Source organism: Duganella kummerowiae (assembly GCF_053572355.1).
Genome location: NZ_JBKFEH010000007.1, coordinates 373,816 through 396,162 on the forward strand (window position 1 = coordinate 373,816; position 22,347 = coordinate 396,162).

Annotated in this window: 16 protein-coding genes; 8 read left to right on the forward strand and 8 right to left on the reverse strand. The window is 67.3% G+C overall.

What is annotated here, in order from left to right:
- Positions 1 to 51 precede the first annotated feature (51 nt).
- The gene (locus tag ACLB1G_RS07195; protein WP_491626512.1) at positions 52 to 1,857 is read right to left on the reverse strand and encodes a diguanylate cyclase; all 1,806 of its coding nucleotides are present in this window, start codon (positions 1,855 to 1,857) and stop codon (positions 52 to 54) included.
- 105 nt (positions 1,858 to 1,962) lie between these two features.
- Between ACLB1G_RS07195 and ACLB1G_RS07200 the strand changes: the two genes are divergently transcribed.
- From ACLB1G_RS07200 to ACLB1G_RS07210, 3 genes are all read left to right on the forward strand, one after another.
- Entirely contained in the window at positions 1,963 to 3,852 is a 1,890-nt protein-coding gene (locus ACLB1G_RS07200) for a M61 family metallopeptidase (RefSeq protein WP_491626513.1), read from the forward strand.
- A gap of 96 nt (positions 3,853 to 3,948) precedes the next feature.
- On the forward strand, positions 3,949 to 5,103 hold the full coding sequence (locus tag ACLB1G_RS07205) for a family 43 glycosylhydrolase (protein WP_491626514.1): 1,155 nt from the start codon (positions 3,949 to 3,951) through the stop codon (positions 5,101 to 5,103).
- A 206-nt stretch (positions 5,104 to 5,309) separates the two neighbouring features.
- Entirely contained in the window at positions 5,310 to 6,986 is a 1,677-nt protein-coding gene (locus tag ACLB1G_RS07210; RefSeq protein WP_491626515.1) for a patatin-like phospholipase family protein, read from the forward strand.
- 94 nt (positions 6,987 to 7,080) lie between these two features.
- Here the strand turns inward: ACLB1G_RS07210 and ACLB1G_RS07215 are convergent, their stop codons facing one another.
- Genes ACLB1G_RS07215 through ACLB1G_RS07235 form a run of 5 tightly spaced genes read right to left on the reverse strand, consistent with a single transcriptional unit; the run spans position 7,081 to position 14,959 of the window.
- Positions 7,081 to 8,478, reverse strand: a complete 1,398-nt coding sequence (locus ACLB1G_RS07215) for a sensor histidine kinase (protein WP_491626516.1) — start codon at positions 8,476 to 8,478, stop codon at positions 7,081 to 7,083.
- Positions 8,471 to 9,151, reverse strand: a complete 681-nt coding sequence (locus ACLB1G_RS07220) for a winged helix-turn-helix domain-containing protein (RefSeq protein WP_491626517.1) — start codon at positions 9,149 to 9,151, stop codon at positions 8,471 to 8,473. The genes ACLB1G_RS07215 and ACLB1G_RS07220 overlap by 8 nt, the downstream gene beginning before the upstream one ends.
- 19 nt (positions 9,152 to 9,170) lie before the next feature.
- Positions 9,171 to 10,640, reverse strand: coding sequence for an efflux transporter outer membrane subunit (locus ACLB1G_RS07225; protein ID WP_491626518.1), 1,470 nt, complete (start codon positions 10,638 to 10,640; stop codon positions 9,171 to 9,173).
- 1 nt (position 10,641) lies between these two features.
- Positions 10,642 to 13,797: an efflux RND transporter permease subunit gene (locus ACLB1G_RS07230; protein WP_491626519.1), complete on the reverse strand. Its 3,156-nt coding sequence runs from the start codon at positions 13,795 to 13,797 to the stop codon at positions 10,642 to 10,644.
- Positions 13,790 to 14,959 carry an efflux RND transporter periplasmic adaptor subunit gene (locus ACLB1G_RS07235; protein ID WP_491626520.1) on the reverse strand — a complete coding sequence of 390 codons (1,170 nt, stop codon included), beginning with the start codon at positions 14,957 to 14,959 and terminating at the stop codon, positions 13,790 to 13,792. Before ACLB1G_RS07235 ends, ACLB1G_RS07230 begins: the two co-directional genes overlap by 8 nt.
- Before the next feature lie 232 nt (positions 14,960 to 15,191).
- Here ACLB1G_RS07235 and ACLB1G_RS07240 point away from each other — a divergent pair, with 232 nt between their 5' ends.
- A complete protein-coding gene (locus ACLB1G_RS07240; RefSeq protein ID WP_491626521.1) occupies positions 15,192 to 15,719 on the forward strand; it encodes a hypothetical protein in 528 nt (175 codons plus the stop codon).
- A complete protein-coding gene (locus ACLB1G_RS07245) occupies positions 15,679 to 16,128 on the forward strand; it encodes a hypothetical protein (RefSeq protein ID WP_491626522.1) in 450 nt (149 codons plus the stop codon). The genes ACLB1G_RS07240 and ACLB1G_RS07245 overlap by 41 nt, the downstream gene beginning before the upstream one ends.
- On the opposite strand, the gene ACLB1G_RS07250 is transcribed toward ACLB1G_RS07245, so the two are convergent.
- Together ACLB1G_RS07250 and ACLB1G_RS07255 are read right to left on the reverse strand one after the other, a co-directional pair.
- On the reverse strand, positions 16,109 to 17,419 hold the full coding sequence (locus tag ACLB1G_RS07250; RefSeq protein WP_491626523.1) for a putative bifunctional diguanylate cyclase/phosphodiesterase: 1,311 nt from the start codon (positions 17,417 to 17,419) through the stop codon (positions 16,109 to 16,111). The genes ACLB1G_RS07245 and ACLB1G_RS07250 overlap by 20 nt on opposite strands.
- Positions 17,386 to 18,078 carry a hypothetical protein gene (locus ACLB1G_RS07255; RefSeq protein WP_491626524.1) on the reverse strand — a complete coding sequence of 231 codons (693 nt, stop codon included), beginning with the start codon at positions 18,076 to 18,078 and terminating at the stop codon, positions 17,386 to 17,388. Before ACLB1G_RS07255 ends, ACLB1G_RS07250 begins: the two co-directional genes overlap by 34 nt.
- A gap of 216 nt (positions 18,079 to 18,294) precedes the next feature.
- Here ACLB1G_RS07255 and ACLB1G_RS07260 point away from each other — a divergent pair, with 216 nt between their 5' ends.
- The 3 genes from ACLB1G_RS07260 (at position 18,295) to ACLB1G_RS07270 (ending at position 22,336) form a co-directional block, all read left to right on the forward strand.
- Positions 18,295 to 19,509 carry an MFS transporter gene (locus ACLB1G_RS07260; protein WP_491626525.1) on the forward strand — a complete coding sequence of 405 codons (1,215 nt, stop codon included), beginning with the start codon at positions 18,295 to 18,297 and terminating at the stop codon, positions 19,507 to 19,509.
- 38 nt (positions 19,510 to 19,547) lie between these two features.
- The gene (locus ACLB1G_RS07265) at positions 19,548 to 20,477 is read left to right on the forward strand and encodes a LysR family transcriptional regulator (protein ID WP_491626526.1); all 930 of its coding nucleotides are present in this window, start codon (positions 19,548 to 19,550) and stop codon (positions 20,475 to 20,477) included.
- Between the two features lie 227 nt (positions 20,478 to 20,704).
- Entirely contained in the window at positions 20,705 to 22,336 is a 1,632-nt protein-coding gene (locus ACLB1G_RS07270; RefSeq protein WP_491626527.1) for a DUF1302 domain-containing protein, read from the forward strand.
- The last annotated feature ends 11 nt before the right edge of the window (positions 22,337 to 22,347 follow it).

Here is a 22,347-nt window from a genome sequence, read left to right on the forward strand (position 1 = left end):
AAGCGGCAGGCGCCTGCCGCGCCGGGTGCATGGCAGCTTATCGGGTCCCCGTCATGCCGCCTGCAGTGCGCCCTCGACCCGGTTGCGCCCCGCCCGCTTGGCGCGGTACAGGGCCTGGTCGGCCGTGCGCAGCAGCTGGTCACGGCTGCCCGTGCCGGCCATCGCCGCCGCCACGCCCACGCTGGCGGTGACGTAGCCGGCTGCCGTCTGCGGATGCGGCATGCGCAGCTGGGCGATGGCCTTGCGGATGCGCTCGGCCACGGCCAGCGCCTGGGCCTCATCGGTGGCGGGCACGATGAAGGCGAATTCCTCGCCGCCGTAGCGCGCCACCAGGTCGCCGGCGCGCTGCACCTGCGATTCCAGCGCCCGCGCCACGCTGCGCAGACACTCGTCGCCTTGCTGGTGGCCGAAGTGGTCGTTGTACTGCTTGAAGTGGTCGACGTCGATCAAGCCCACGGCCAGGGCGTGGCCCAGGCGGCTGGCGCGCGTCCATTCGGTGGCCAGGATTTCGTCGAAGCAGCGGCGGTTGGCGATGCCGGTCAGGCCATCCGTCATGCTGAGCGCCGCCAGCTTTTCGTTGGCCGCGTGCAATTCCTCGGTGCGGCGCGCCACGCGCTCTTCCAGCTGGCGCTCGGAACTCTGGAGCGCCGCCAGCAGGGCGGTGTGGGCCTGCTCCTTCTCGCGCCGCATCACGTGGACGCGGTCGGCCAGGGCGAAGGCCAGCATCATCATCTCGCAGGCGGAGCCCAGCTGGGTGCCGTAGTTGCTCAGCATATTGTGCGGCATCACGCCCAGCGCCGCCAGCGAACTGGTGGTGTTCCCGATGAACAGGGTGATGAAGGCGGCCGCAAAGTAATAGGCGCTGCGCTGGCGCTTGTAGACGCATACCAGGCAGATCACCAGCACGGTGGGCGAGGCGGCGGCCCAGAAGGTGGTCACCGGTCCGGCCATGTACCGGTAAAAGAAGAGCATGAACACCGGGGTGGCGATGAACACGGCCAGCAGGAGCAGCAGCAACTTGTCCAGACGCGGTATCAGGCGGCGCGTGGCCAGCATGGCGCGCATGAAGGCCACGAAGAAGGCCGCCGACAGCGAGAAGCACAGCGACGCCGACAGGTTCGGCCAGGCGCCGCCCAAGCCGGGCCACAGCCATTCATGCGCCAGCCCGTTCTGTCCCGCCAGCGCCAAGCTGGCGAACAGCGCGAAGCCGATGTAGAGCAGGTAGAGGCGGTCTCGCAGGGTGACGAACAGCACCAGGTTGAACAGCACCATGGCGGCCGCGCCGCCGAAGTAGGCGCCCTGCAGCAGGTAGTCCTTGGCGGCATAGTCCTGGTAGGCGGCCGGCGTCCACAGTTTGGCTGGAATCAGCTTGGCGCCGCTGGAGGCGACGCGGATGTAGATCACATAGTCGGCGTGCGGCGCCAGCTGCAGCGGGAAGGCGAAATAGCGGTTGCGCGACGGCCGCGTCGCATAGGGCTGGGCGCTGCCGGTTTCGGGCAAGGCATGCGTGCCATCCGGTCCCTGCACATACAGGCGGATCGAGCTGAGACGGGCGTTGCTGATTTCCAGTACCCGCGCCAAGGCCTGCTCACCATGGTTGCCCAGTTCCAGGCGCAGCCAGTAGGCCGAGCTGGTGTAGCCGAAACTGAGCGCATCGTCGCCCTGGCCTGCAGGCCGGAAGGCGGCCTGGCGCACCTGCTCCAGCGTGAGCGACTGCGTGGGGTCCTCCAGCACCGAGAGATAGGGTGTCAGCGGCAGGCTGCCGTGGGGGAGGGACGCCAGCTGGTCCTGCGCCGCCTGCGCCCAGCCACAGATGGCGAGCAGGCAGATGGCCAGCCAGTTCCGAAAAGACACCATTGCTTTTAATTTACATTTATTTTACTAATGGAACAGTTTAACCGATTTGCTCAGTGGCGGCGCTATAATCCCCGGCGCCATGTGGCTTGCCTACGGATATGAGAGATGAAAACCAAGCTGGTACTGGCCGCGCTGCTATCCGCAGGCGCCGCCGCAAGTCCGGGGCCGCAACCGCTACCGCTGGAGCAGGCCATTCCCGCCCCGCGCGACATCGCGTTCAAGGGCACGATACAGCTGGCAGTGGACGCCACCGATACAGCGCACAAGATCTTTGCCGTACGCGAGTCCATACCGGTGCAGCGTCCCGGCGCCATGGTGCTGTACTATCCGCAATGGGAGGCGGCCAGCCACGCCGATACCGGCACCGTGGCGCCGCTGGCCGGGCTGGTGATGCGGGCCGGAGGCAAGCGCCTGGCGTGGCGGCGCGATCCGGGCTACGTGTTTGCTTTCCACGTCGAGGTGCCGCGCGGCGCCGCCACCCTGGAGCTGGAGTTCCAGTATCTGTCGCCGCCCAGCGGCGCCACGGTCATGGGCCCCGAGCTGGCGGTGGTGCCATGGAACCGGCTGCTGCTGTATCCGGCCGGCTGGTTCATGCGCAATATGCCGGTACGCGCCTCCTTGCTGCTGCCGGCAGGCTTCCGCACCGCGTCCGCCCTGCCGCTGGAGCATGATGGCAACCCGGCCGCCTTCAAGCCCGTGCCCATGGATGAGCTGGTGGATGCTCCCGTGTTTGCCGGCCGCCATCTGCGGCGCTACGAACTCGATGTCCAGGCCAGGCGGCCGGTGGTCCTGAACGTGATGGCCGACACGCCGGAACCACTGGACATCGCCCCCGCCCAGCTGGACAAGTACAGGGCCGCGGTGAGCCAGGTGCGCAAGCTGTTCAAGTCCGAGCATTACGACCACTACGACTTCCTGGCCTCGCTATCCGAGGTGGTGGCCGCGGGCGGCCTCGAACACCATCAGTCGGCGGAGCTGAACGGCGCGCCTGGCATGTTCGATGCAGGCGGCCAGCTGCTGTCGGGCGACCTGTTCGTGCACGAATATGTGCACTCCTGGAACGGCAAGTTTCGCCAGCCGGCAGACATGTGGACGCCGGACCTCAACAGTGTCATGCGCGACACCCTGTTGTGGATATACGAGGGCCAGACCCAGTTCTGGGGCCATGTGGTCGCCGCGCGCGCCGGACTGCGCACCCCGCAGCAGACCCTGGACGTGTTCGCCGCCGAAGCGGCGCTGGCCCAGGGCCGGGCGGGGCGCGCCTGGAAGTCGCTGCAGGACAGCTCCAACGATCCGCGTTTCGTGGCAGGCAAGCCTGTGCACTGGCGCGACTGGCAGCGGCGCGAGGATTACTACGGCGAAGGCATGCTGCTCTGGCTGGACGTCGACATGCGCCTGCGCGAGCTGACCGGCGGACGGCGCAGCCTGGACGACTTCGCCGCCGCCTTCTTTGGCGTGCGGGATGGCAGCCGGATCGTGCTGACCTACACCTTCGACGAGGTGTGCGCGGACCTGAACCGCGTCGCCCCCTACGACTGGCGCGGCTACCTGCGCAACCGCCTGGACGCGCACGACGACCATGGCCTGCTGGACGGGCTGACCCGGGCCGGCTACCGCCTGGCCTTCAGCACCGAGCCTACGCCTTACTTCAACGCAGTCGAGGAGGAAATGGGCTATGCCGACCTGTCGTACTCGGTGGGCCTGGCGGTAACGGCCAAGGGAGTGGCGCGCGCGGTATCGTGGCAGGGGCCGGCCTTCCGGGCCGGGCTGGCCCCCGGCGCGCAGATCGTCACGGTGAATGGGCAGCCCTTCAGCCTGGAGGCGTTCAAGACGGCCATTGCGCGCAGCGCCGAAGCGCCGCTTGAATTGGGCTATCGGCAGGATGGCCGGACCAGGACGGTGCGCATCGACTACAGCGGCGGGCTGCGCTATCCGGTACTGGAGCGCATCCCGGGCACGCCGGACCGCTTCGAGGCGCTGCTGCGGCCCCTGTAGGACACCGTTCCGCTCAAGATGCCGAGCGTTAGCGGTACACGCATTGCGCATCTGCCGGTGCTGCGGTAGTCTCGGCGCTTTATTCAGGGAGAGTCCATGGCCGACCACACCAGGCGCGCCCTGCTGGCGGCTGCCGTGTTGCAGCTGGCCGCAGGCGCCGCCGCGCAAGCTGCTGCACTCGACGCGGCACCCGCCGCCGCACCCGCCGCCGCACCCGCCTCACCTGGCGCCGCATCCGCCGCTGCGCGCGCCGCCGTATCCGCCGCACAAGCCGCACCGGCCGCATCTGCCGTCACACCCGCCACCGGACCGGCCGTCACGCCCGCCGCCGCACCCAAGCCCCTGTTCCGCGATCCCGTCCACGACGGCGCGGCCGACGTCTCCATCGTCTACGACCGTGCGCGCCGGCTGTGGACCATGTTCTACACCAACCGCCGCGCCGACCTCAAGCTGCCGGACGAGAAGGACGTGAGCTGGGTGCACGGCACGGCGATCGGCATGGCCACCTCCCGCGACGGCCTGCAGTGGCAGTACCAGGGCGTGGCCGACATCCCCGCCTCCTGCACCGGGCCGACCTTGTGGGCTCCCGACCTGTACTACGAAAACGGCACCTACCACATGACGCTGTCGGTGGTGGAGGGCGTCTTCTCGCGCTGGAACGATCCCCGCGAACGCACCAAGGTGGTCCATCTGACCAGCCAGGACCTGGCCAGTTGGAACTGCGGCGAAACCTACGACCTGGGCACGCCGCGCGTGATCGATACCGGCCTGCTGAAGCTGGACGACGGCACTTACCGTATCTGGTTCAAGGACCTGGCGAAAAGCCGCATCTACAGCGCCGACTCGCGCGACCTGAAAACCTGGGTGCGCGCCGAAGCGCCGGCCTACGACGGGCGCGGCGAAGGTCCGAAGATCTTCCGCTTCCAGGGCTGGTACTGGATGATCATCGACGCCTGGCGCGGCATGACGGTGCTGCGCTCGGACGACGCCACCCACTGGACGGCCCAGCCGGAGCGCATCCTGGAAACGCCGGGCAGCGCGCCGACCGATACCGAGAAAGGCCAGCACGCCGACGTGGTGGTCAACAACGGCCGCGCCTACATCTATTACTTCGTGCACCAGAGCGCCGAACCGCAAGCCAAGGCCGACCCAGCCTGGGGCCACCGCACGGTAATCCAGGTGGCGGAACTGAAGTACGCCGACGGCCGCCTGCTGGTGGACCGCAACGCCACCGTGGCCACCCCTCTGTAGCCGCCAGCCGAATAACAACCCCGGTAACAACCCCAACCCCGGCAACCCCGGTGTCAGATCTGCCATTGGTACATCAGCTCGCCTAACGTTAGCGGACTCATGTACCAATAGCAGATCTGACACCGAAGGGGTATGACACCGAAGGGGTAGACACCGAAGGAGTGGGGGTATGCCATACTTGCGCATTGGAATAATGTGGAGATGGCATGGCGGGTGGCAGAACGTTTGAAATCGGCTTGGTCGGCGCGGGCGCCATCTCGGCTGGCGCCTACACCGGCGGGGTGGTGGACTTCATGGTCCATGCACTGGACCACTGGTACGCCGCCAAGGCGGCCGGCGATCCGGACGCGCCGCCGCACGATGTGCTGCTCAGCGTCTTCTCCGGCGCCTCGGCCGGGGCCATGACGGCGGCGCTGTCCACCGCCTACCTGTGCTCCGACCAGCCCTCCATCGCCACCCCGGCCGATGCGGCCATCCACAAGGACAAGAACAAGCTGTTCGACAGCTGGGTGGAACGCATCGATATCGCCCACCTGCTCAAGGCCCAGGACCTGCAAAGCTGGCGCGCCCCGGTGCTGTCCCTGCTCGATTCCACGGTCCTGGTCCGCATTGCCGACGCCGGCCTGCAAGTCCAGCCGCGCGCCATCCGCCGCCCCTACGTGGCGCCGCGCTTCGAGCTGATGCTGACTGTGACCAATCTGCGCGGCGTGCCCTACGGCTTCAAGCTGGACGCGGGCCGCGACTCCTACTACGAGATGACGCTGCACGCCGACTACCTGCAGTTTTCCATCAGCGACGACGGCACCCCGGCCGGGCCGGACCGCTACGCCATGCCGTGGTCGGACTTCGGCGCATCCGGCTCGGAAGTGAAGGCGCGCCTGAAGGACGCCGCCCTGGCGTCCGGCGCCTTTCCCTTTGCGCTGGCGCCGCGCACCCTGGAACACGAGATAGGCGAGCAGCCCGACTGGTACAGCGCCCGCACCTGGCCGGTGCCCGCGCCGGACAGCAAGGAACCGCATACCTGCGTCAAACCGGAACGCATCGCGGCCCGCTGGGGCGCCGTGCAGGGCCCGTTCAGCTACCGCTTTCCCTGCGTGGATGGCGGCGTGATGGACAACGAACCGCTGGAGCTGGCGCGCCGCCACCTGGCCACCAGCGGCAGCGGCGCGGCCCACAAGGCGGTGCTGATGATTGCCCCCTTTCCCAGCGCTCCCGCGTTCAGGAACGACTACACCCCGCCCGCCGATATCCTCGGCCTGGCCTGGTCCCTGTTCGGCGCCATGAAGCAGCAGGCCCGCTTCAAGCCGGAGGAGTTGCTGCAGGCCGCCCGCGCCGGCAACTCCACCCACTACATGATCGCCCCCAGCCGCGACGGCGAGGAGCACGCCATCGCCTGCGGCTCGCTGGAAGGCTTCGGCGGCTTCTTGAAGCGCGAGTTCCGCGCCCACGATTACTTCCTGGCCCGCCGCAACGCGCAAAAATTCTTCCGCGACCACTTCGTCCTGCCCGAAACCGATGCGCTGTTCGACGGCTGGAGCGCCGCCATGCGCGAGCGCTTCCACGTGCGCGGGCAGGACGGCCAGCCGGTGCTGCGCAATGGCCAGCGCCTGCTGCCCGTCATCCCGCTGATGGGTGACGCAGCCTTCGATTGTCCGGCGCCGCCATGGCCGTCCTGCCAGCCATCCGATCTGCAGGCCTTGCGCGGCGCGCTGCAGCGCCGCATGCGCATCGTGGGCGCGCGCCTGCTGGGCCATTATTTCTGGCGCACGCCCGTGCAGTGGGCGCTGCTGTCGGTGCTGGTGCGCCTGAAGATACCCGGGATGGCGAAGTGGCTGGTGCAGGGCGTGCGCGATGAGCTGACACGGATGAAGCTGATGCCGTAGTACCGTTTCAAGACGGGCAGGGTGTGGCGTGGGCCCGAGCCGCGCCAACCGGGACAGCGCGCTTGCACGGCGAGGGGCCGCTACGGCGCCATGCTCATATTGGAGCCGGGTGCTGGAGGGCGGCGCGGGCCGGCACCTGCAGCAGCAGGCGTGCCTGCAGGCCGGGCGCGTTGGATTCCAGCGTCAGTTCGCCGTCGTGCAGGCGCGCCACCGCGTCCACCAGGCTCAATCCCAGGCCCGCGCCCGGCGTCACCCGGCTCGGGTCGACACGGTAGAAGCGCTGCACCACCTTGTCCAGCTCGGACTCCGGGATGCCGGGACCATCGTCCGCCACCGTGACGGCCGCGCCATCGCCGCGCGCTTCGGCCTGCACCGCGATATGGCCCTGGTCCGGCACATACTTGAGCGCATTGTCGATCAGGTTGCCGATGGCCTGCGCCACCAGCAGGGCGTCGCCGCGCGCTGGCAGCTGTGGCGGGCCGTCGTAGGACAGCTTGATACCCTTGAGTTCCGCCAGCGGCGAGTAGAATTCCACCACCTCGGCCGCCACCCGCGCCACGTCGATGTCGGCGAAGCCGGCGCGGCGCGCGCCGCTGTCGATTTCCGCCAGCCGCAGCAGGGCGTTGAAGATGGCCAGCACCTGGTCCACGTCCAGGATGGCGGCGTCGATTTCGCTCCAGGTCTGCTCCGGAGAGGGGCGGGTCAGCACCAGCTCCTCAAGCCGGTAGCGCAGCGCCGCCAGCGGCGTGCGCAGGTCGTGGGCGATGGCGTTGGAGACTTCGCGCACGCCCAGCACCAGGTGCTCGATCTGGTCCAGCATGCGGTTCAAGGTGCGCGCCAGCGCGTCCAGTTCATCGTTGCTGGCCGGCGTCGGCAGGCGTGAGGACAGTTCGCCCTGCACGATGGCGGTGGTGGTCTGCTCGATGTGCCGCACGCGGGCCAGCAGCGCGTGGCGCATCAGCAGCGCGCCCGCCACGGCCAGCGCCAGCAGGGTGACGGAGCAGCCCAGCAGGCCGTAGATGAACAGCTTTTCCAGGCGCTCGAAGCGGTCCACGTTATTCCCGACCAGCAGGTGGTAGCCGCCCGGCAGCTGCGCCGTCATGTAGGCCACGCCGATGTGCTGCCCGCGCACGTCCAGCTTGCAAATATAGGGTCCGGGGGATGGGCCCAGCCGGGGAAACACGTCCAGGTTGCCGGCCAGGTGGCGGCCCTGGGCATCGGCCAGCATCAGCACCCGGCCTATCACGCGCTCCGGCTGCATCACGCTGGTGTCCAGCACCCTGGCCAGGCCGGCTATGCCGCGCTGCTGCGCGATCAGTGTGTAGCGTTGGATGTCGTCGTCCAGCCGCTCCACGCGTCCGGCCGCCACCGTCACCCGCCACGAGTACCACAGCGGCCCGGCAAACATGGCCAGGACCAGCAGGCTGGCGGCGCAATACACCAGCGCCACCCCGGTGGACGAGAAGCGCAGCGGATTGGCCAGCCTAGGCATCGCCGGTGAGCATGTAGCCGGCGTTGCGCACGGTGCGCAGCAGCGGCTTGTCGGCGCCCGCGTCCAGCTTCTGGCGCAGCTTGCTGACGTGGACGTCGATCACATTGGTCTGCGGGTCGAAGTGGAAGTCCCACACGTTCTCCAGCAGCATGGTGCGCGTCACCACCTGGTTGGCGTGCCGCAGCAGGTATTCCAGCAGCTTGAACTCGCGCGGCTGCAGCTCGATCTGGCGTCCGCCGCGCGTCACCTTGCGCGAGAGCAGGTCCATGCTCAAATCGGCCAGCGTCAGCGTGGTCTGGGTGTAGCTGGTCTGCGAGCGGCGCAGCAGGGCGTCCAGCCGCGCCAGCAGCTCGCCGAAGGCGAAGGGCTTGACCAGGTAGTCGTCGCCGCCGCTGCGCAGGCCGCGGATGCGCTCGTCCACGTCGCCCAGCGCGCTGACGATCAGGATGGGCGTGCTGTTGCCGGTCTTGCGCAGCGCATCGACGATGGCCAGCCCTTCCACTCCGCCCGGCAGCATGCGGTCCAGGATGATGGCGTCGTAGGCCTCGCTGACGGCCAGGTACATGCCGTCACGTCCGTTGTCGGCGTGATCGACCGTGTGCCCAGCCTCGGTCAGGCCCTTGACCGCGAAATTCGCGGCGCGCTCGTTGTCTTCCACCAGCAGTAGTTTCATGATCCTTCCCTGCTATTCGTCACCGGGTCGTAGCATAACCGATTGCGGCCGAGGCCAGCGGCGGGGCGTCGCTGCTGTGCTCTTGCCAGCCGCCGCCCAGGGCGCGGTACAGGTCCACCAGGCTGGTGAGCCGGTTCAGGCGCACCGTCACCACGCTGCTTTCGGCATTGTAGGCGTCGGTCTGGGCGGTTAGCACTTCCAGGTAGTTGTTGATGCCGGCCGCGTACAGCTGCTGGGCCAGTTCCAGGCGGCGCCGCTGGGCGCCCGCGTAGCGCTGCAGCGCCGCCAGCTGGCTGTCGTAGGTGCCGCGCGCGGCCAGGCCGTCCGACACTTCACGGAACGCCGTCTGTATCGCCTTTTCATACTGGGCCACGCTAATCTCCTGCTGCACCCTGGCGCCTTCCAGGTTGGCGCGGTTGGCGCCGCCGTCGAAGATGGGCGCCAGCAGCGCGGGGCCGACGCTCCACACGCCGGTGCCCGCGCCCAGCAGCGAGGACAGGGCCGGCGCCGCCGATCCCAGCGTACCGGTCAGGGTTATGCGCGGGAACATGGCGGCGCGTGCCGCGCCTATGTTGGCGTGCGCCGCCTGCAGCGTGGCCTCGGCCTGGGCGATGTCGGGACGGCGCGCCAGCAGCTCGGACGGCAGGCCGGCCGGGACATCGGCCAGCATGCCGGGCGCGTCGAAGGCCAGCGGCGCGGGCAGGCCGGCAGGCAGCGGCTGGCCCACCAGCAGGACCAGCGCATTCTCGGCCTGGGCGCGGGCGCGCTGCTGGGCCGCCAGGTTGGACTGCGCCAGCTCCACCGTGGCCTGCGACTGCTGGAATTCCAGCTCGGACGCCGTGCCTACCTGGTACTGCAGGGCGATCAGCTTTTGCGAGGCCTGGGCCGTGGCCAGGGTGTTGCGGGTCACGGCCAGCTGTTCGTCGGCGGCGCGCATGGCCAAATACTGGTCCGCCACCTGCGACACCAGCAGCAGCTGGGCCGCTGCGCGGGCGTGGACGCTGGCCAGATACTGCTGCATGGCCGCCTGGTCCAGGCTGTGCAGGCGGCCGAAGAAATCGGCCTCCCAGCTCACGCCCAGGTTGACGGAGGTGTTGCGCTGCACGCCGGCGTGCGAGCCGGCCAGGGTGTTGGCGCTTTGCTTCGTGGCGTTGGCCCCCGCCGTGACCTGCGGCGCCAGGGCGGCGTCCGCCACCTGGTATTGGGCGCGCACCTTCTCGACATTGAGGGCGGCCACGCGCAGGTCGCGGTTGTTCTGCAGCGCCAGTTCGACCAGCTGCTGCAAACGCGGATCGCGCAGGAAGTCGCGCCAGCCGGTGGCGGCCGCCGAACGGGCGCCGTGCTGCGCATCGTCGGCATTGGACTGGTAGGCCGCGCCGCTGGGATAGGCGGCCGGCAGCGGCGCCGCCGGCAGGGTGAGCGGCTGCTGGCTGGCGCAGCCGCTGGCCAGGGCAGCGGCGGCCATCAGGGTGAGTGTCAGTGTGCGCATGTCAGTGTGCTCCTGGTTGTGCGGCGGCTTGGGGCAGGGTGGCGGCCCGGGTGTTGCTGCGGCGCCTGGCCATGCCGCTGATCAGCACATAGAACATGGGGATGGCGAAAGTGGCGACGAAGGTCGCGGTCAGCATGCCGCCGATCACGCCGATGCCGATGGCGCGTTGGCTGGTTGCGCCCGCGCCATGGGCCAGCGCCAGCGGCAGCACGCCCAGCACGAAGGCCATGGAGGTCATGATGATGGGCCGCAGCCGCATCTTGGCCGCTTCCATGGCCGCCTGCAGGGCCGTGTGGCCATGCTGTTCCAGCTCGCGGGCGAATTCCACGATCAGGATGGCGTTCTTGGCCGACAGGCCTATGGTGGTCAGCAGGCCGACCTGGAAGTAGACGTCATTCTGCAGCCCGCCCAGGTGGGCCGCGCCCAGCGCGCCAACCACGCCCAGCGGCACCACCATGATGACGGACACCGGGATGGCCCAGCTTTCATACAGCGCGGCCAGCCCCAGGAACACGACGATGATGGACAGCGCATAGAACATGGGCGCCTGCGAGGACGACTGCTTCTGCTGCAGCGACACGCCGGTCCATTCATAGCCTATGCCGGTCGGCAGCCGGGCCGCCAGCCTTTCCATCGCTTCCATGGCCTGGCCGGTGCTGTAGCCGGGGGCAGGCTTGCCCTGGATCTGCACCGCGTCCACGCCGTTGTAGCGCTGCGAGGCCGGGGAGGCCAGCGACCAGCTGCTGGTGGCGAAGGCGGAGAAGGGCACCATCTGGCCACTGGCGTTGCGCACCTGGATATAACGCAGGTCGTCCGGGGTCATGCGGTACTGGGCGTCGGCCTGCACGTAGACGCGCTTGATGCGGTTGTCGATGTCGAAGAAATCGTTGACGTAGCGCGAACCCCACAGGATGGAGAAGGTCTGGTCCAGGTCCGTCATGGAGACGCCCAGCGCGGCAGCCTGCGCGCGGTCGATATTGAGCTGGAAGGAAGGTGCGTCGTCCTGGCCGGTGAAGCGCACCTGGGTCAGGGCCGGGTCCTTGCTGGCCATGGCCAGCAGCTGGTCGCGCGCGGCCTTGAGCCCCTCGCGGCCCACGCTGCCACGGTCCTCCAGTTCGAAGTCGAAGCCTGCCGCCACGCCCAGGCCGGCGATGGGCGGCGGATCGACCGGCGTGATCCTGGCGCCCTGGTAGTTGGCGAAGTGCCTGGCGATGCGGGCGCTCAGGGCGGCGGCGCTTTGCTCGGGCTTCTTGCGCTCATCCCAGTGGGTCAGGTGGACGAACAAGCGGCCCTGGTTCTGGCCCCGTCCCGAGAAGCTCAAGCCGTTCAGCATGAAGGTGGCGTCCACGATGCCGCCTTCCTCCTTGAGCAGGTACCGGGTCACATCGTCCAGCACGGCGCCGGTGCGCGGCTGGGTGGTGCCGGGCGGCGTCTGCACCTGCACGAACAGATAGCCCTGGTCCTCGTTGGGCAGGAAGCCGGTCGGCAGGCGCGCGAACATCAGCGCCACGGCGCCGATCACGGCCAGGTAGACCAGCATCCAGCGTCCGCTGCGGGCGATGATGCCGCCCACGCCGCCCAGGTAGCGGTCGCGTCCCAGGTCGAAGCCGCGGTTGAATTTGCCGAAGAAGCCGCGCTTCTCGTGGTGGCCGGGCTCGGGCGCGCGCAGGATCAGGGCGCACAGGGCGGGTGTGAGCGTCAGCGCCACGAACACGGACAGCAGCATGGCCGACACCACGGTCAGCGCGAACTGGCGGTAGATGGCGCCCACCGTGCCGCTGGAGAACGCCACCGGCACGAACACGGCGCTCAGCACCAGCGCCACGCCGACCAGCGCGCTGCCGATCTGGCCCATGGCCTTGTAGGTCGCCTCGACCGGTCCCAAGCCATCCTCGTGCATCACGCGCTCCACGTTTTCCACCACCACGATGGCGTCGTCCACCAGCAGGCCGATGGCCAGCACCATGCCGAACATGGACAGGGTATTGATGGTAAAGCCCAGCGCCGCCATGATGCCGAAGGTGCCCAGCAGGACCACCGGCACCGTCACCGAGGGGATGATGGTGGCGCGCAGGTTTTGCAGGAACAGATACATCACCAGGAACACCAGCACTATCCCTTCGAGCAGGGTCTTGACCACTTCCTCGATGGAGATGTGGATGAAGGGCGTGGTGTCATTTGGCCACACCACCTGCAGGCCCTTGGGGAAGAACGGTTCCAGTTCCTTGACGCGGGCGCGGATGGCCTCGGCCGTCTTGAGCGCATTGGCGCCCGGCGCCAGCTGGATGCCGATGCCGCTGGCCGCCTGGCCCTTGTAGTTCACGTCCACGTTGTAGTTCTCGCCGCCCAGGGCGATGCGGGCCACGTCGCGCAGGCGCACCTGGGCGCCGTCGGTGCTGGTCTTGAGCAGGATATTGCCGAACTGCTCGGGCGTGCGCAGCAGGGTGGAGGCGCGCACCGAGGCCGAAATGGCCTGGCCCTGCACCGACGGCATGGCCCCCAGCTGGCCGCCCGAGGTCTGCACGTTCTGCGCCTGCAGCGCGGTGGTCACGTCCAGCGGCGTCAGGGAGTAGCTGGACAGTTTGACAGGATCGAGCCAGATGCGCATGGCGTACTGGGTGCCGAACACCGTCATGTCGCCCACGCCGTCGACGCGGCTGAGCGGGTCCTGCACGTGCGAGACCAGGAAGTCGGCAATGTCGTACTTGCTCATGCTGTTATCGGTGGAGACCGCGCCCATCACCAGCAGGTAGGAGGGATTGGCCTTGGTCACCCGCAGCCCGGCCTGCTGCACGGCGGCCGGCAGCTTGGGCACGGCCAGCTGCAGCTTGTTCTGCACCTGGACCTGGGCCACGTTGGGATCGGTGCCGCCGGCGAAGGTGAGCGTGGTGGACGACTGGCCGGTGTCATCGCTGGTGGAGGACAGGTAGAGCAGGTTGTCGATGCCGGTCATCTGCTGTTCGATCTGCTGCACCACGGTGTCCTGCATGGTGGTGGCGGAGGCGCCGGGGTAGGTGGCGGCGATCTGGATGGTGGGCGGCGCCACCGGCGGGAATTGCTCGACCGGCAGCGCCACCAGCGCGATCCCGCCCACCAGCATGATGAGCAGGGACAGCACGATGGCGAACACCGGGCGTCCGATGAAGAACTTAGCCATTGTCTTTTACTCCCGGTGCGGAGGTGTTGGCCAGCGCGGCGGCCGACGCTTCCTGCGCCTGCACCGTGGCGCCGGGCTTGACCTTCAGCTGGCCGTCGATGATGACGCGCTCGCCCTCGGCCAGGCCGGCGTCGACCACCCATGCGCCGCCGGTCAGGATGCTGGCCTGGACCTGGCGCTGCGCCACCTTCTGGTCCTTGCCGACCACCAGCACCGAGGCCACGCCCTGGCGGTCGCGCGTGACGGCGCCGGCCGGCACCAGCACGGCGTTGGGACGCACGCCCTGGTCCACGCTGGCGCGCACGAACATCCCCGGCAGCAGCAGGTGCTGCGGATTCGGGAACAGGGCGCGCAGGCTGACCGAGCCGGTGGCGCTGTCCACCGAGACGCCGCTGAACTGCAGGGTGCCGGCCTGCTCGAAGTCGCTGCCATCCTCCAGGCGCAGCCTGACCTTGATCTTGCCGCCGCCCGCCTGCAGCTGGCCGCTGGCGATGGCGCGCCGCAGGCGCAGGCCCTCGGCGCTCGATTGCTGGATATCGACATAGATGGGATCGAGCTGCTCGACGGTGGTCAGCAGCGTGGCCGCGCTGGCCTGCACATAGGCGCCCTGGGTCACCAGCGAGGTCGAGATGCGGCCCGGGATGGGCGCGGTGACGGTGGTGTAGCCCAGGTTGATGCGCGCCGTCTCCAGCGCGGCGCGGGCGGCGGCCACGTCGGCGGCGGCCTGGCCCTGGGCGGCGACGGCGTTGTCGAACACCTGTTTGCTGACCGCGTTGGCGCCCACCAGCTGGCGGTAGCGTTCCAGCAGGTTGTTGCTGGCGGCCAGGGTGGCCTCGTTCTTTTGCAGCACGGCCTGGGCGCTGGCCAGGGTGGCGCGGTAGGGGGCCGGGTCGATGCGGTACAGCGGCTGCTGCGCCCTGACGTCCGAGCCCTCGACGAATTCGCGTTTCTGCACGATGCCATCGACACGGGCGCGGATCTGCGCCACCTGGTAGGCGGCGGTGCGGCCGGGCAGCTCGCTGCTGATGGGGACATCGGTGCGGTGCACGGCCATCACCGTCACCTGGGGCGGCGCGGAAGGCGCGGCGCTCTTCGGCGCCTGGCCGCAGGCCGACAGCAGCGCCAGGGTGGCGGCGGCCGGTATGGTTAGAGTCGATTTCATCATCTGGTCCTGTCGATAAGCGGGGTAGGGGTAGGCTGGGAATGGCGCAGCCGAGCTCAGCATCACTATGCCCGCCCATGCCTAAAGCCAACATGAGCGCCAGATTAACTTTTGTTTAGATTCGCTTGATATAACGCAATGGCAGTGGTCAACTATCTCGTTTGAGGGATATCAAGGTTTTGGTTTGTGATGCTGCTAGTGTCGGCAGCTGAGTGCATCGGCAGGAGGGCACGTGAAAAGGACTATCCAGTATTTTGTATGCTGCGTGCTGGGCTTGCACCTCATCGTGGCGAACGCGGGTGAAGATCAGCATCAGCCTGTGCCTTGGCCGTGGGAGCTTGATCGCGCGTATACCGAGGTGAAAATCGCATTGAATCCGCCTGGCTTGCTCACCAGGACGAGATGGAACGAATCTGATCTATTATCTTCATCCTGTATCATCTCCACGACCGACGCCAAAACGATCAATCTCGTAAAACGTGCGTTGTCCGCCCGTATCACAGGAGAAAAGAGCGCCGGATTTGGAGCAGGCCTGAGAAATGCGATTTATCTGAGAGATAGCGCCGGTGGGGAGCTCAAGCTGTTGCTGGACGATGGAGACCAGCTGCGGCGGGAGATAAAAGGTACCATGTACCTGAACGGGATGTCCCGGGAAATTTTGTTCGACAATCGAATTATCGGCGACATGATAACGTTGCTGGGGAACTCGGAGTGCTCAGATGGAAACAGGCCTTACCTTATCCAGAATCAGCGTCGATGACGACTACGATCAGTTCGAGATATCCATCACCAGCGAATGTGGATGCTTCAGGTTGTTCTGCTACCTGACAGTAAAAGCCATCCTGTCCTTTACCGACCAGCTGGAGCGGTATTCATTTGCCACCGATGGCGACAGCCTGGTGCTGGAACTGGGGAATCTCCAAGCTGGATACGCTGGCGGAGGGGTCCGGCTGGTGTTGAACCGCAAAAAAAATGCCAAGGTAGTCATCTCCGTACATGGCGTGGCGGAGATGTTCCAGGCCGATGGCCAGATTCTGCGGCCGGAATGCCGCTTTTATCTGCAAACCGAGCCGGTCTTGATCGATAACTTCGTTTCCCACTTGCGCATCTTGCTGCAAAGGGAAACCGACGTCGCTTGCCTGGAAACCGTCAGCCTGGAACGCGCGTGATGGCCGGGGCCAGCCATTGCAGCGCATCAGCATCGGGCCGGCCAAACCAATACCCCTGAAACTCATCCACCCCTAGCCTGGCCAGCGCCTCGGCCTGCTGCGGCGTCTCTATGCCCTCGGCGATGACGCGCAGGCCGAAGCTATGGGCGATCAGCACGGCGGCTTCGATCACGGTCCACGAGCGGTGGTCGTGGCTGTGCACGAAGCTCTTGTCGATCTTTACCGCGTGCAGCGGGAATTCCTGCAGCCGTGACAGCGACGAATATCCGGTGCCGAAATCGTCCAGGTGTATCTCCACGCCCAGCTGCTTGAGCGCCAGCAGGTTGGACAGGGTCTGCTCGATGCGGGATTCGTCGAACACGCTTTCGGTCACCACCACCACCAGCCGGGTGGGCGCCAGTCCGGTCGTCTCCAGCACGTGGGTCAGCCCGGCGATGAACTGGCTGGACATCAGCTGCTTGATCGAGGTGTTGATGGCGATACGGGGCCGCGCCATGCCGGATGCGTCCGGCCAGCTGGCCGCTTCCCGGCAGGCCTGCATCAGCACCCAGTGCCCCAGCCTGACGATGTGGTCCGAACTCTCGGCCAGCGGGATGAATTCAGCCGGCGAAATCGGTCCGGTGCGTGGATTGTTCCAGCGCAGCAGCGCCTCCATGGCGACCACCCGGCCATCGGCCGCCGCGACGATGGGCTGGTAGGCCAGGCTCAGGCTCTGGTCCAGCGTGGCCGTGGCCATCGCGTCCAGCAGCTGCAGGCGGCGCCGGTGCAGGCGCAGCAGCGCGTCCGTCATCATGACCACGCGGCCGCGGCCCTGGCGCTTGGCTTCGGCCGCGGCCAGGTCGGCCCAGCCCAGCACGTCCCGCAGCTGTTCCTGGCCTATCGCGCACTGGGCGTAGCCGATGCTGGCCCCGGCCTGTATGCTCAGCCCCGACACTTGCAAGGTCTCTGACAACAGTGCGTGCAAGGCGTGTATGGCATCCTGTACGGCAGGCTGGCCGGGGACGCGGCCGGCGAGAAACAGCACGAATTCGTCGCCACCCCAGCGGCATACCGCCTGGCTGCGCACCTCCCACTGCCGCGCGAGGCGCTGGGCGCCCTCCAGCAGGCGGGCGGAGGTCGCCTTGAGCAATTCGTCGCCGAATTCATGTCCATGGCTGTCATTGATATGCTTGAAGCTGTCCAGGTCAATGAAGATGCACAGCAGGCTGCCATCCAGCGCGGCCGCCTCCTGCTCGAAATCCTGCAGGCCGCGCCGGTTCAACAGGCCGGTGAGCAGGTCGCGCCGGGCCATCTCGCGCAGCGTCCTGGTGCGGTCGTATACCGCCCCTCCAGCGCCGAGTTGGCGCTCGACAGCTGCAGTATCAAGTTTTCCTTGTCCTGCGACAGCTCAATGGCGTGCAGCAGCAGGCCATGATTGCTGGCGTGGGTGGACATCATGACGCCGCAGAACATAGCACCCAGCACCGCCAGCGTGATGTTGGCGTCATCGCCAATCAGGAGCAGCTGAAAGCAGGCTGGCAGCAACAGCAGGGCGATATATATCTTGCCGCTGATACGCAACGGCGCCAGTGTCGCGGTCGAGCCGCCCGCCAGCGCCGACAGGACCACCAGGATGGTGAAGCGCTCCACATTCTGGTACCAGGGCACGCCCCACCAGGCCAGCATGGCCCACACCAGGCCTGAGCTGATGACGCCCACATGGTGCAGACGTATCATGAGGACTTCGTTGGCGGGCGCCGCCCCGTCAGCCAGGCTGGGCCGGCACAACAAATACACCCCGTAGCGCAATCCAATCAGCATCAGCGCCGCCATGGTCCAGCCCTGCAGCCAGTCGACCGCCTGGACGCGCAAGGCCAGCGCGATGCCTATAACGGAACCCAGCGTCACCAGCAATCCGCGTGGGTGATTGTTCAGGGTTTCACGCCACAGCGCTCGCGTCGTCTCGATCATGTTTCGGCTTCAAGGAGTGGGGCAAAGGCGTTTCTTCATGGCATTCTAAGCGAGAATTCGCCCATGACACAATCGCGGCCCCGTGCGATGTATCGGGCCTGTGGATGCGAGTCATCCGCACATTCGATTTCTCCGATGCCTGCGCGCGCCGTATCCTGACATCAGCGCGCTGCGAACAAGACAGCCGCATCACCATCCTTGGAGCATGGGAGACACATGACTACGAATATGCAAGCCACGCGCGTGGCAGCCCCCCGCCACGCCTATCTGCTGCTGGCGGGCAGCTGCCTGCCCATCATGGCGACGGTGCTGATCGCGCCAGTCCTGCCGCAAATCATGCAGCACTTCTCCGGCGTGCCAGGGCACGAAGCCCTGGTGCCGCTGGCGCTGACCACCCCGGCGCTGCTGGTCGGACTGCTGGGTCCCGTGGCGGGCCTGGCGGCCGACCGCCATGGCCGCAAGCGCCTGCTGCTGGCCGCGCTGCTGCTGTACTCCGTGTTCGGCTGCGCGCCGCTGTTCCTGGACACCCTGCCGGCCATCATAGCCAGCCGCGCCGGGGTCGGCATGACCGAAGCCTTCATCATGACCAGCTGCACGGCGCTGATCGCGGACTACTACGACGCCGCGCGGCGTGAACGCTACCTGACGCTGCAGACCGTGCTGGGCGCCTTTGCCGCCACGCTGTTTTTCGGCATAGGCGGCGCGCTGGGCGAGGGCGGCTGGCGCACGCCGTTCTGGATGTACCTGGCCGGCGTCCTGCTGCTGCCCCTGTTTGCCTGGATGCTGTGGGAGCCCAAGGGCGGCGCCGTTGAGCAGGAGCGGGCCGCCGTGCAGGCCTTGCCGCCGCGCGCCTTCCCGTGGCGTGCCGTGGCCGCCATCGGCGCGCTGACCCTGATGTCATCGATTGCCTTCTACCTGCTGCCCGTGCACCTGGGCCTGCTGCTGAGCGCCAAGGGTGTCGGCTCGGCCGCCAGCATAGGCCTGGCCATGGCGCTGGCCAGCGCGGCTACCGTGGCCGGCGCGGCCAGCTACCGGCCGTTGTCCCGGCGCGGCGTGGCGGCCTGTTTGCTGCCGGCCTGGGCCACGCTGGCCGCCGGCTTCCTGATGGTGGCCTGTGCCGCCGGACCGCAGATGGTCACGGCGGGCGGCGTGGTGGCCGGCTACGGCGGCGGCCTGGCCCTGCCCACGCTGCTGACCTGGATGATGCGCCAGCTGCGCTTCGAGGAGCGCGGACGCGGCTCGGGCGTGTTCATGGGCTCCTTCTTCTTCGGCCACTTCGTCAGCCCGCTGGTGGTGATAGGCCTGGGCGGCGTGGCCGGCGGCATGGCCGGGGCCATCGGCCTGTATGGCCTGCTGATGGCGGCCGCCGCACTGGCGGCAGGGCTGGCCTTGCTGCGCGGCGGCCGCTCCGCGCTGCCCGATCGGGCATAATAAGACCCAATACAAGGGCACAGCCCATAGGAGACAAAGTGCGGTTCAACCGTCTGGATTTGAATCTGCTGGTGGCGCTGGATGCGCTGCTGGTGGAACGCAGCATCACGCGCGCGGCGCGCCGCCTCAACCTGAGCCAGTCCGCCACCAGCGGCGTGCTGGCCCGCCTGCGCGAGTATTTCGAGGACGAGCTGCTGGTGCAGGTGGGACGCAACATGGTGCTCACCCCGCTGGCCATGAGCCTGAGCGACCCGGTGCGCGGCGTGCTGCTGCAGATACAATCGACCATAGAAACCAAACCGGCCTTCGTGCCGGAACAGTCCTCGCGCCACTTCCGCGTGATCGCCTCCAGCTATCCGACCACGGTGCTGCTGGCCGACGCCGCCCAGCACCTGAGCTGGCATGCGCCCAACGTGACGCTGGAGATGCTGACGCCAACCGATGGCTTCCCCGAGAAGGTGGAGCGCGGCGAGGTGGACATGCTCATCATGCCGGAGAAGTACCTGGTCGATGGCCATCCCAGCACGCTGCTGTTCGAGGATACCTATAGCTGCGTGGTCTGGAGCGGCAACACGGTGGTGGGCGAGTCGCTGACGCTGGAGCAGTACATGGCGCTGTCCCATGTCTCGACCATCTTCGGCGGCAGCCAGCAGTCGACCAGCTTCGAGGAATGGTTCCTCAAGAGTACCGGCCTGGCGCGCCGCATCGACGTCACCACCAGCGACTTCAATGCGCTGCCGCACATGGTGCTGGGCACCAACCGCGTGGCAACCATGCATACGCGGCTGGCGCGCATCTTCGCCAGCTACTTCCCGCTGCGCCTGGTGCCGGCGCCCATGCAGATTCCCAAGCTCAAGGTGATGGCGCAGTGGCACAAGTTCCTGGACAAGGACCCGGCCCATATCTGGTTCCGCGAGCTGCTGCGCACGCTGGCGGCGTCGGAGAAAATGGATGCCGGCGGCTGCTGAGCAATAGCACGCAGTGAGACTCCGCAGGCCGCCGCGCCGCACCCCAGGGTAGCGTCGCGGCGGCCTGCGCGCGCCTGTCGCCGTCATGCCCTGGGCATGCATCAGGCATCAAGAAATCCGATACATTGAATCGGTATAAATCATTTCTCAAATAGTTGACGCTCTCTTATTCTGGCCGTGGTCCATTCCGGATACACGGCACGCAGATGCCAACACAAGGAGACGCAATGAAGCAGGAAATGAACCGCGGCTGCGCCATCGCCATCAGCCTGGCGGCCGCACTGTCCACGCCTGGCATGGCGGCGGAAATCGATACCGGCAATCCCGAACTCAAGCTGCGCTGGGATAACACCGTCAAGTACAGCGCCGCCTGGCGCCTCAACGATCCCTCGGCCAGGCTGACCGCGGACGCCAACCTCGACGACGGCGACCGCAACTTCGGCAAGGGGCTGATTTCGAGCCGGGTCGATTTGCTGTCCGAGTTCGACCTCACCTACGGCAACCTGGGCGCGCGCGTCAGCGGCGCGGCCTGGTACGACCAGGCCTACAACCGGGGCACGGACAACAACAGCCCCTATACCTACAACCCGCTTTCGGTCGGCAACGGCGACTTCACGCGCGACACGCGCGACCTGCACGGCCGCAAGGGCGAGCTGCTGGACGCCTTCCTGTTTGCCAAGGGCGAAGTGGGCGACATGCCCGCCACGGTGCGCCTGGGCCGCCACGCGCTGGTGTACGGCGAGAGCCTGTTCTTCGGGAATAACGGCATCGCCGCCGCGCAGCAGCCCATCGACGTGGTCAAGGCCCTGTCCGTGCCCAACACCCAGTTCAAGGAATTGATACGGCCGGTGGGACAACTCTCCGGCCAGCTGCAGCTACGCTCCAACCTGTCGCTGGGCGCCTACTACCAGTACCGCTGGGAGGCCTCGGTGCTGCCGGCGGCCGGCAGCTACTTCTCCGGCACCGACTTCCTGGGCGAGGGCGGCGAGCGCCTGTTCACCGGTCCCGCCAGCGCCGACGTGCGCGGGCGCGACCTGAACGCCAGGGACTCCGGCCAGGGCGGCATGCAGCTGCGCTGGACCCCGGAAGGCAGCGGCGTCGACCTTGGTTTCTACGCCGCCCGCTACCACGACAAGACGCCGCAGATCGTGATACAGCCGCTGACCTCCACCTACGTGCTGGCCTACCAGGAAAACATCAAGACCTATGGCGCCAGCTTCAGCACCACGCTGGGCGAGGCCAACTTCGCCGGCGAGGTGTCGGTGCGGCGCAATACGGCGCTGGTCAATGCCGGTTCGGCCGACCTGTTCGGCATCGTCCCGGCGGCCTTTGGCGGCCCCACTGTCAAGGCGGATAACAGCGATAATCCCAGCTACCCGGTCGGCAACTCGGCCCACGCGCAGGTGTCGGTGCTGGCTTCGCTGGGCCCCAGCTTCATCTCACAGGAAGCATCGCTGGCGGGCGAGGTGGCCTGGAACCGCCGCACCAGCATCACCCGCAACGCGCAAGCGCTGGACCCCAACGCCAGCCGCGACGCCTGGGGCGTGCGCGTTTCTTACGAACCGAATTACCGGCAGGTGCTGCCGGGCCTGGACCTGAGCGTGCCGCTCGGCCTTTCCTACTTTCCCAAGGGCCGCTCGTCTGTCGTCAGCGCATTCGGGACCGACAAGGGCGGCGACATGAGTATAGGCCTGAACGGCGTCTATCTCAGCGAATGGAACATCGGCCTGGCCTACACCCACTACTACGGCGCGGCCGACACCGTGACCAAACAGGTCGGCAGCAGCACGGTCTATACCTACAAGCAGAACCTCAAGGACCGGGACTTCGTCTCGCTCACCGTGCGCAAGACTTTCTGATTTCACCATAA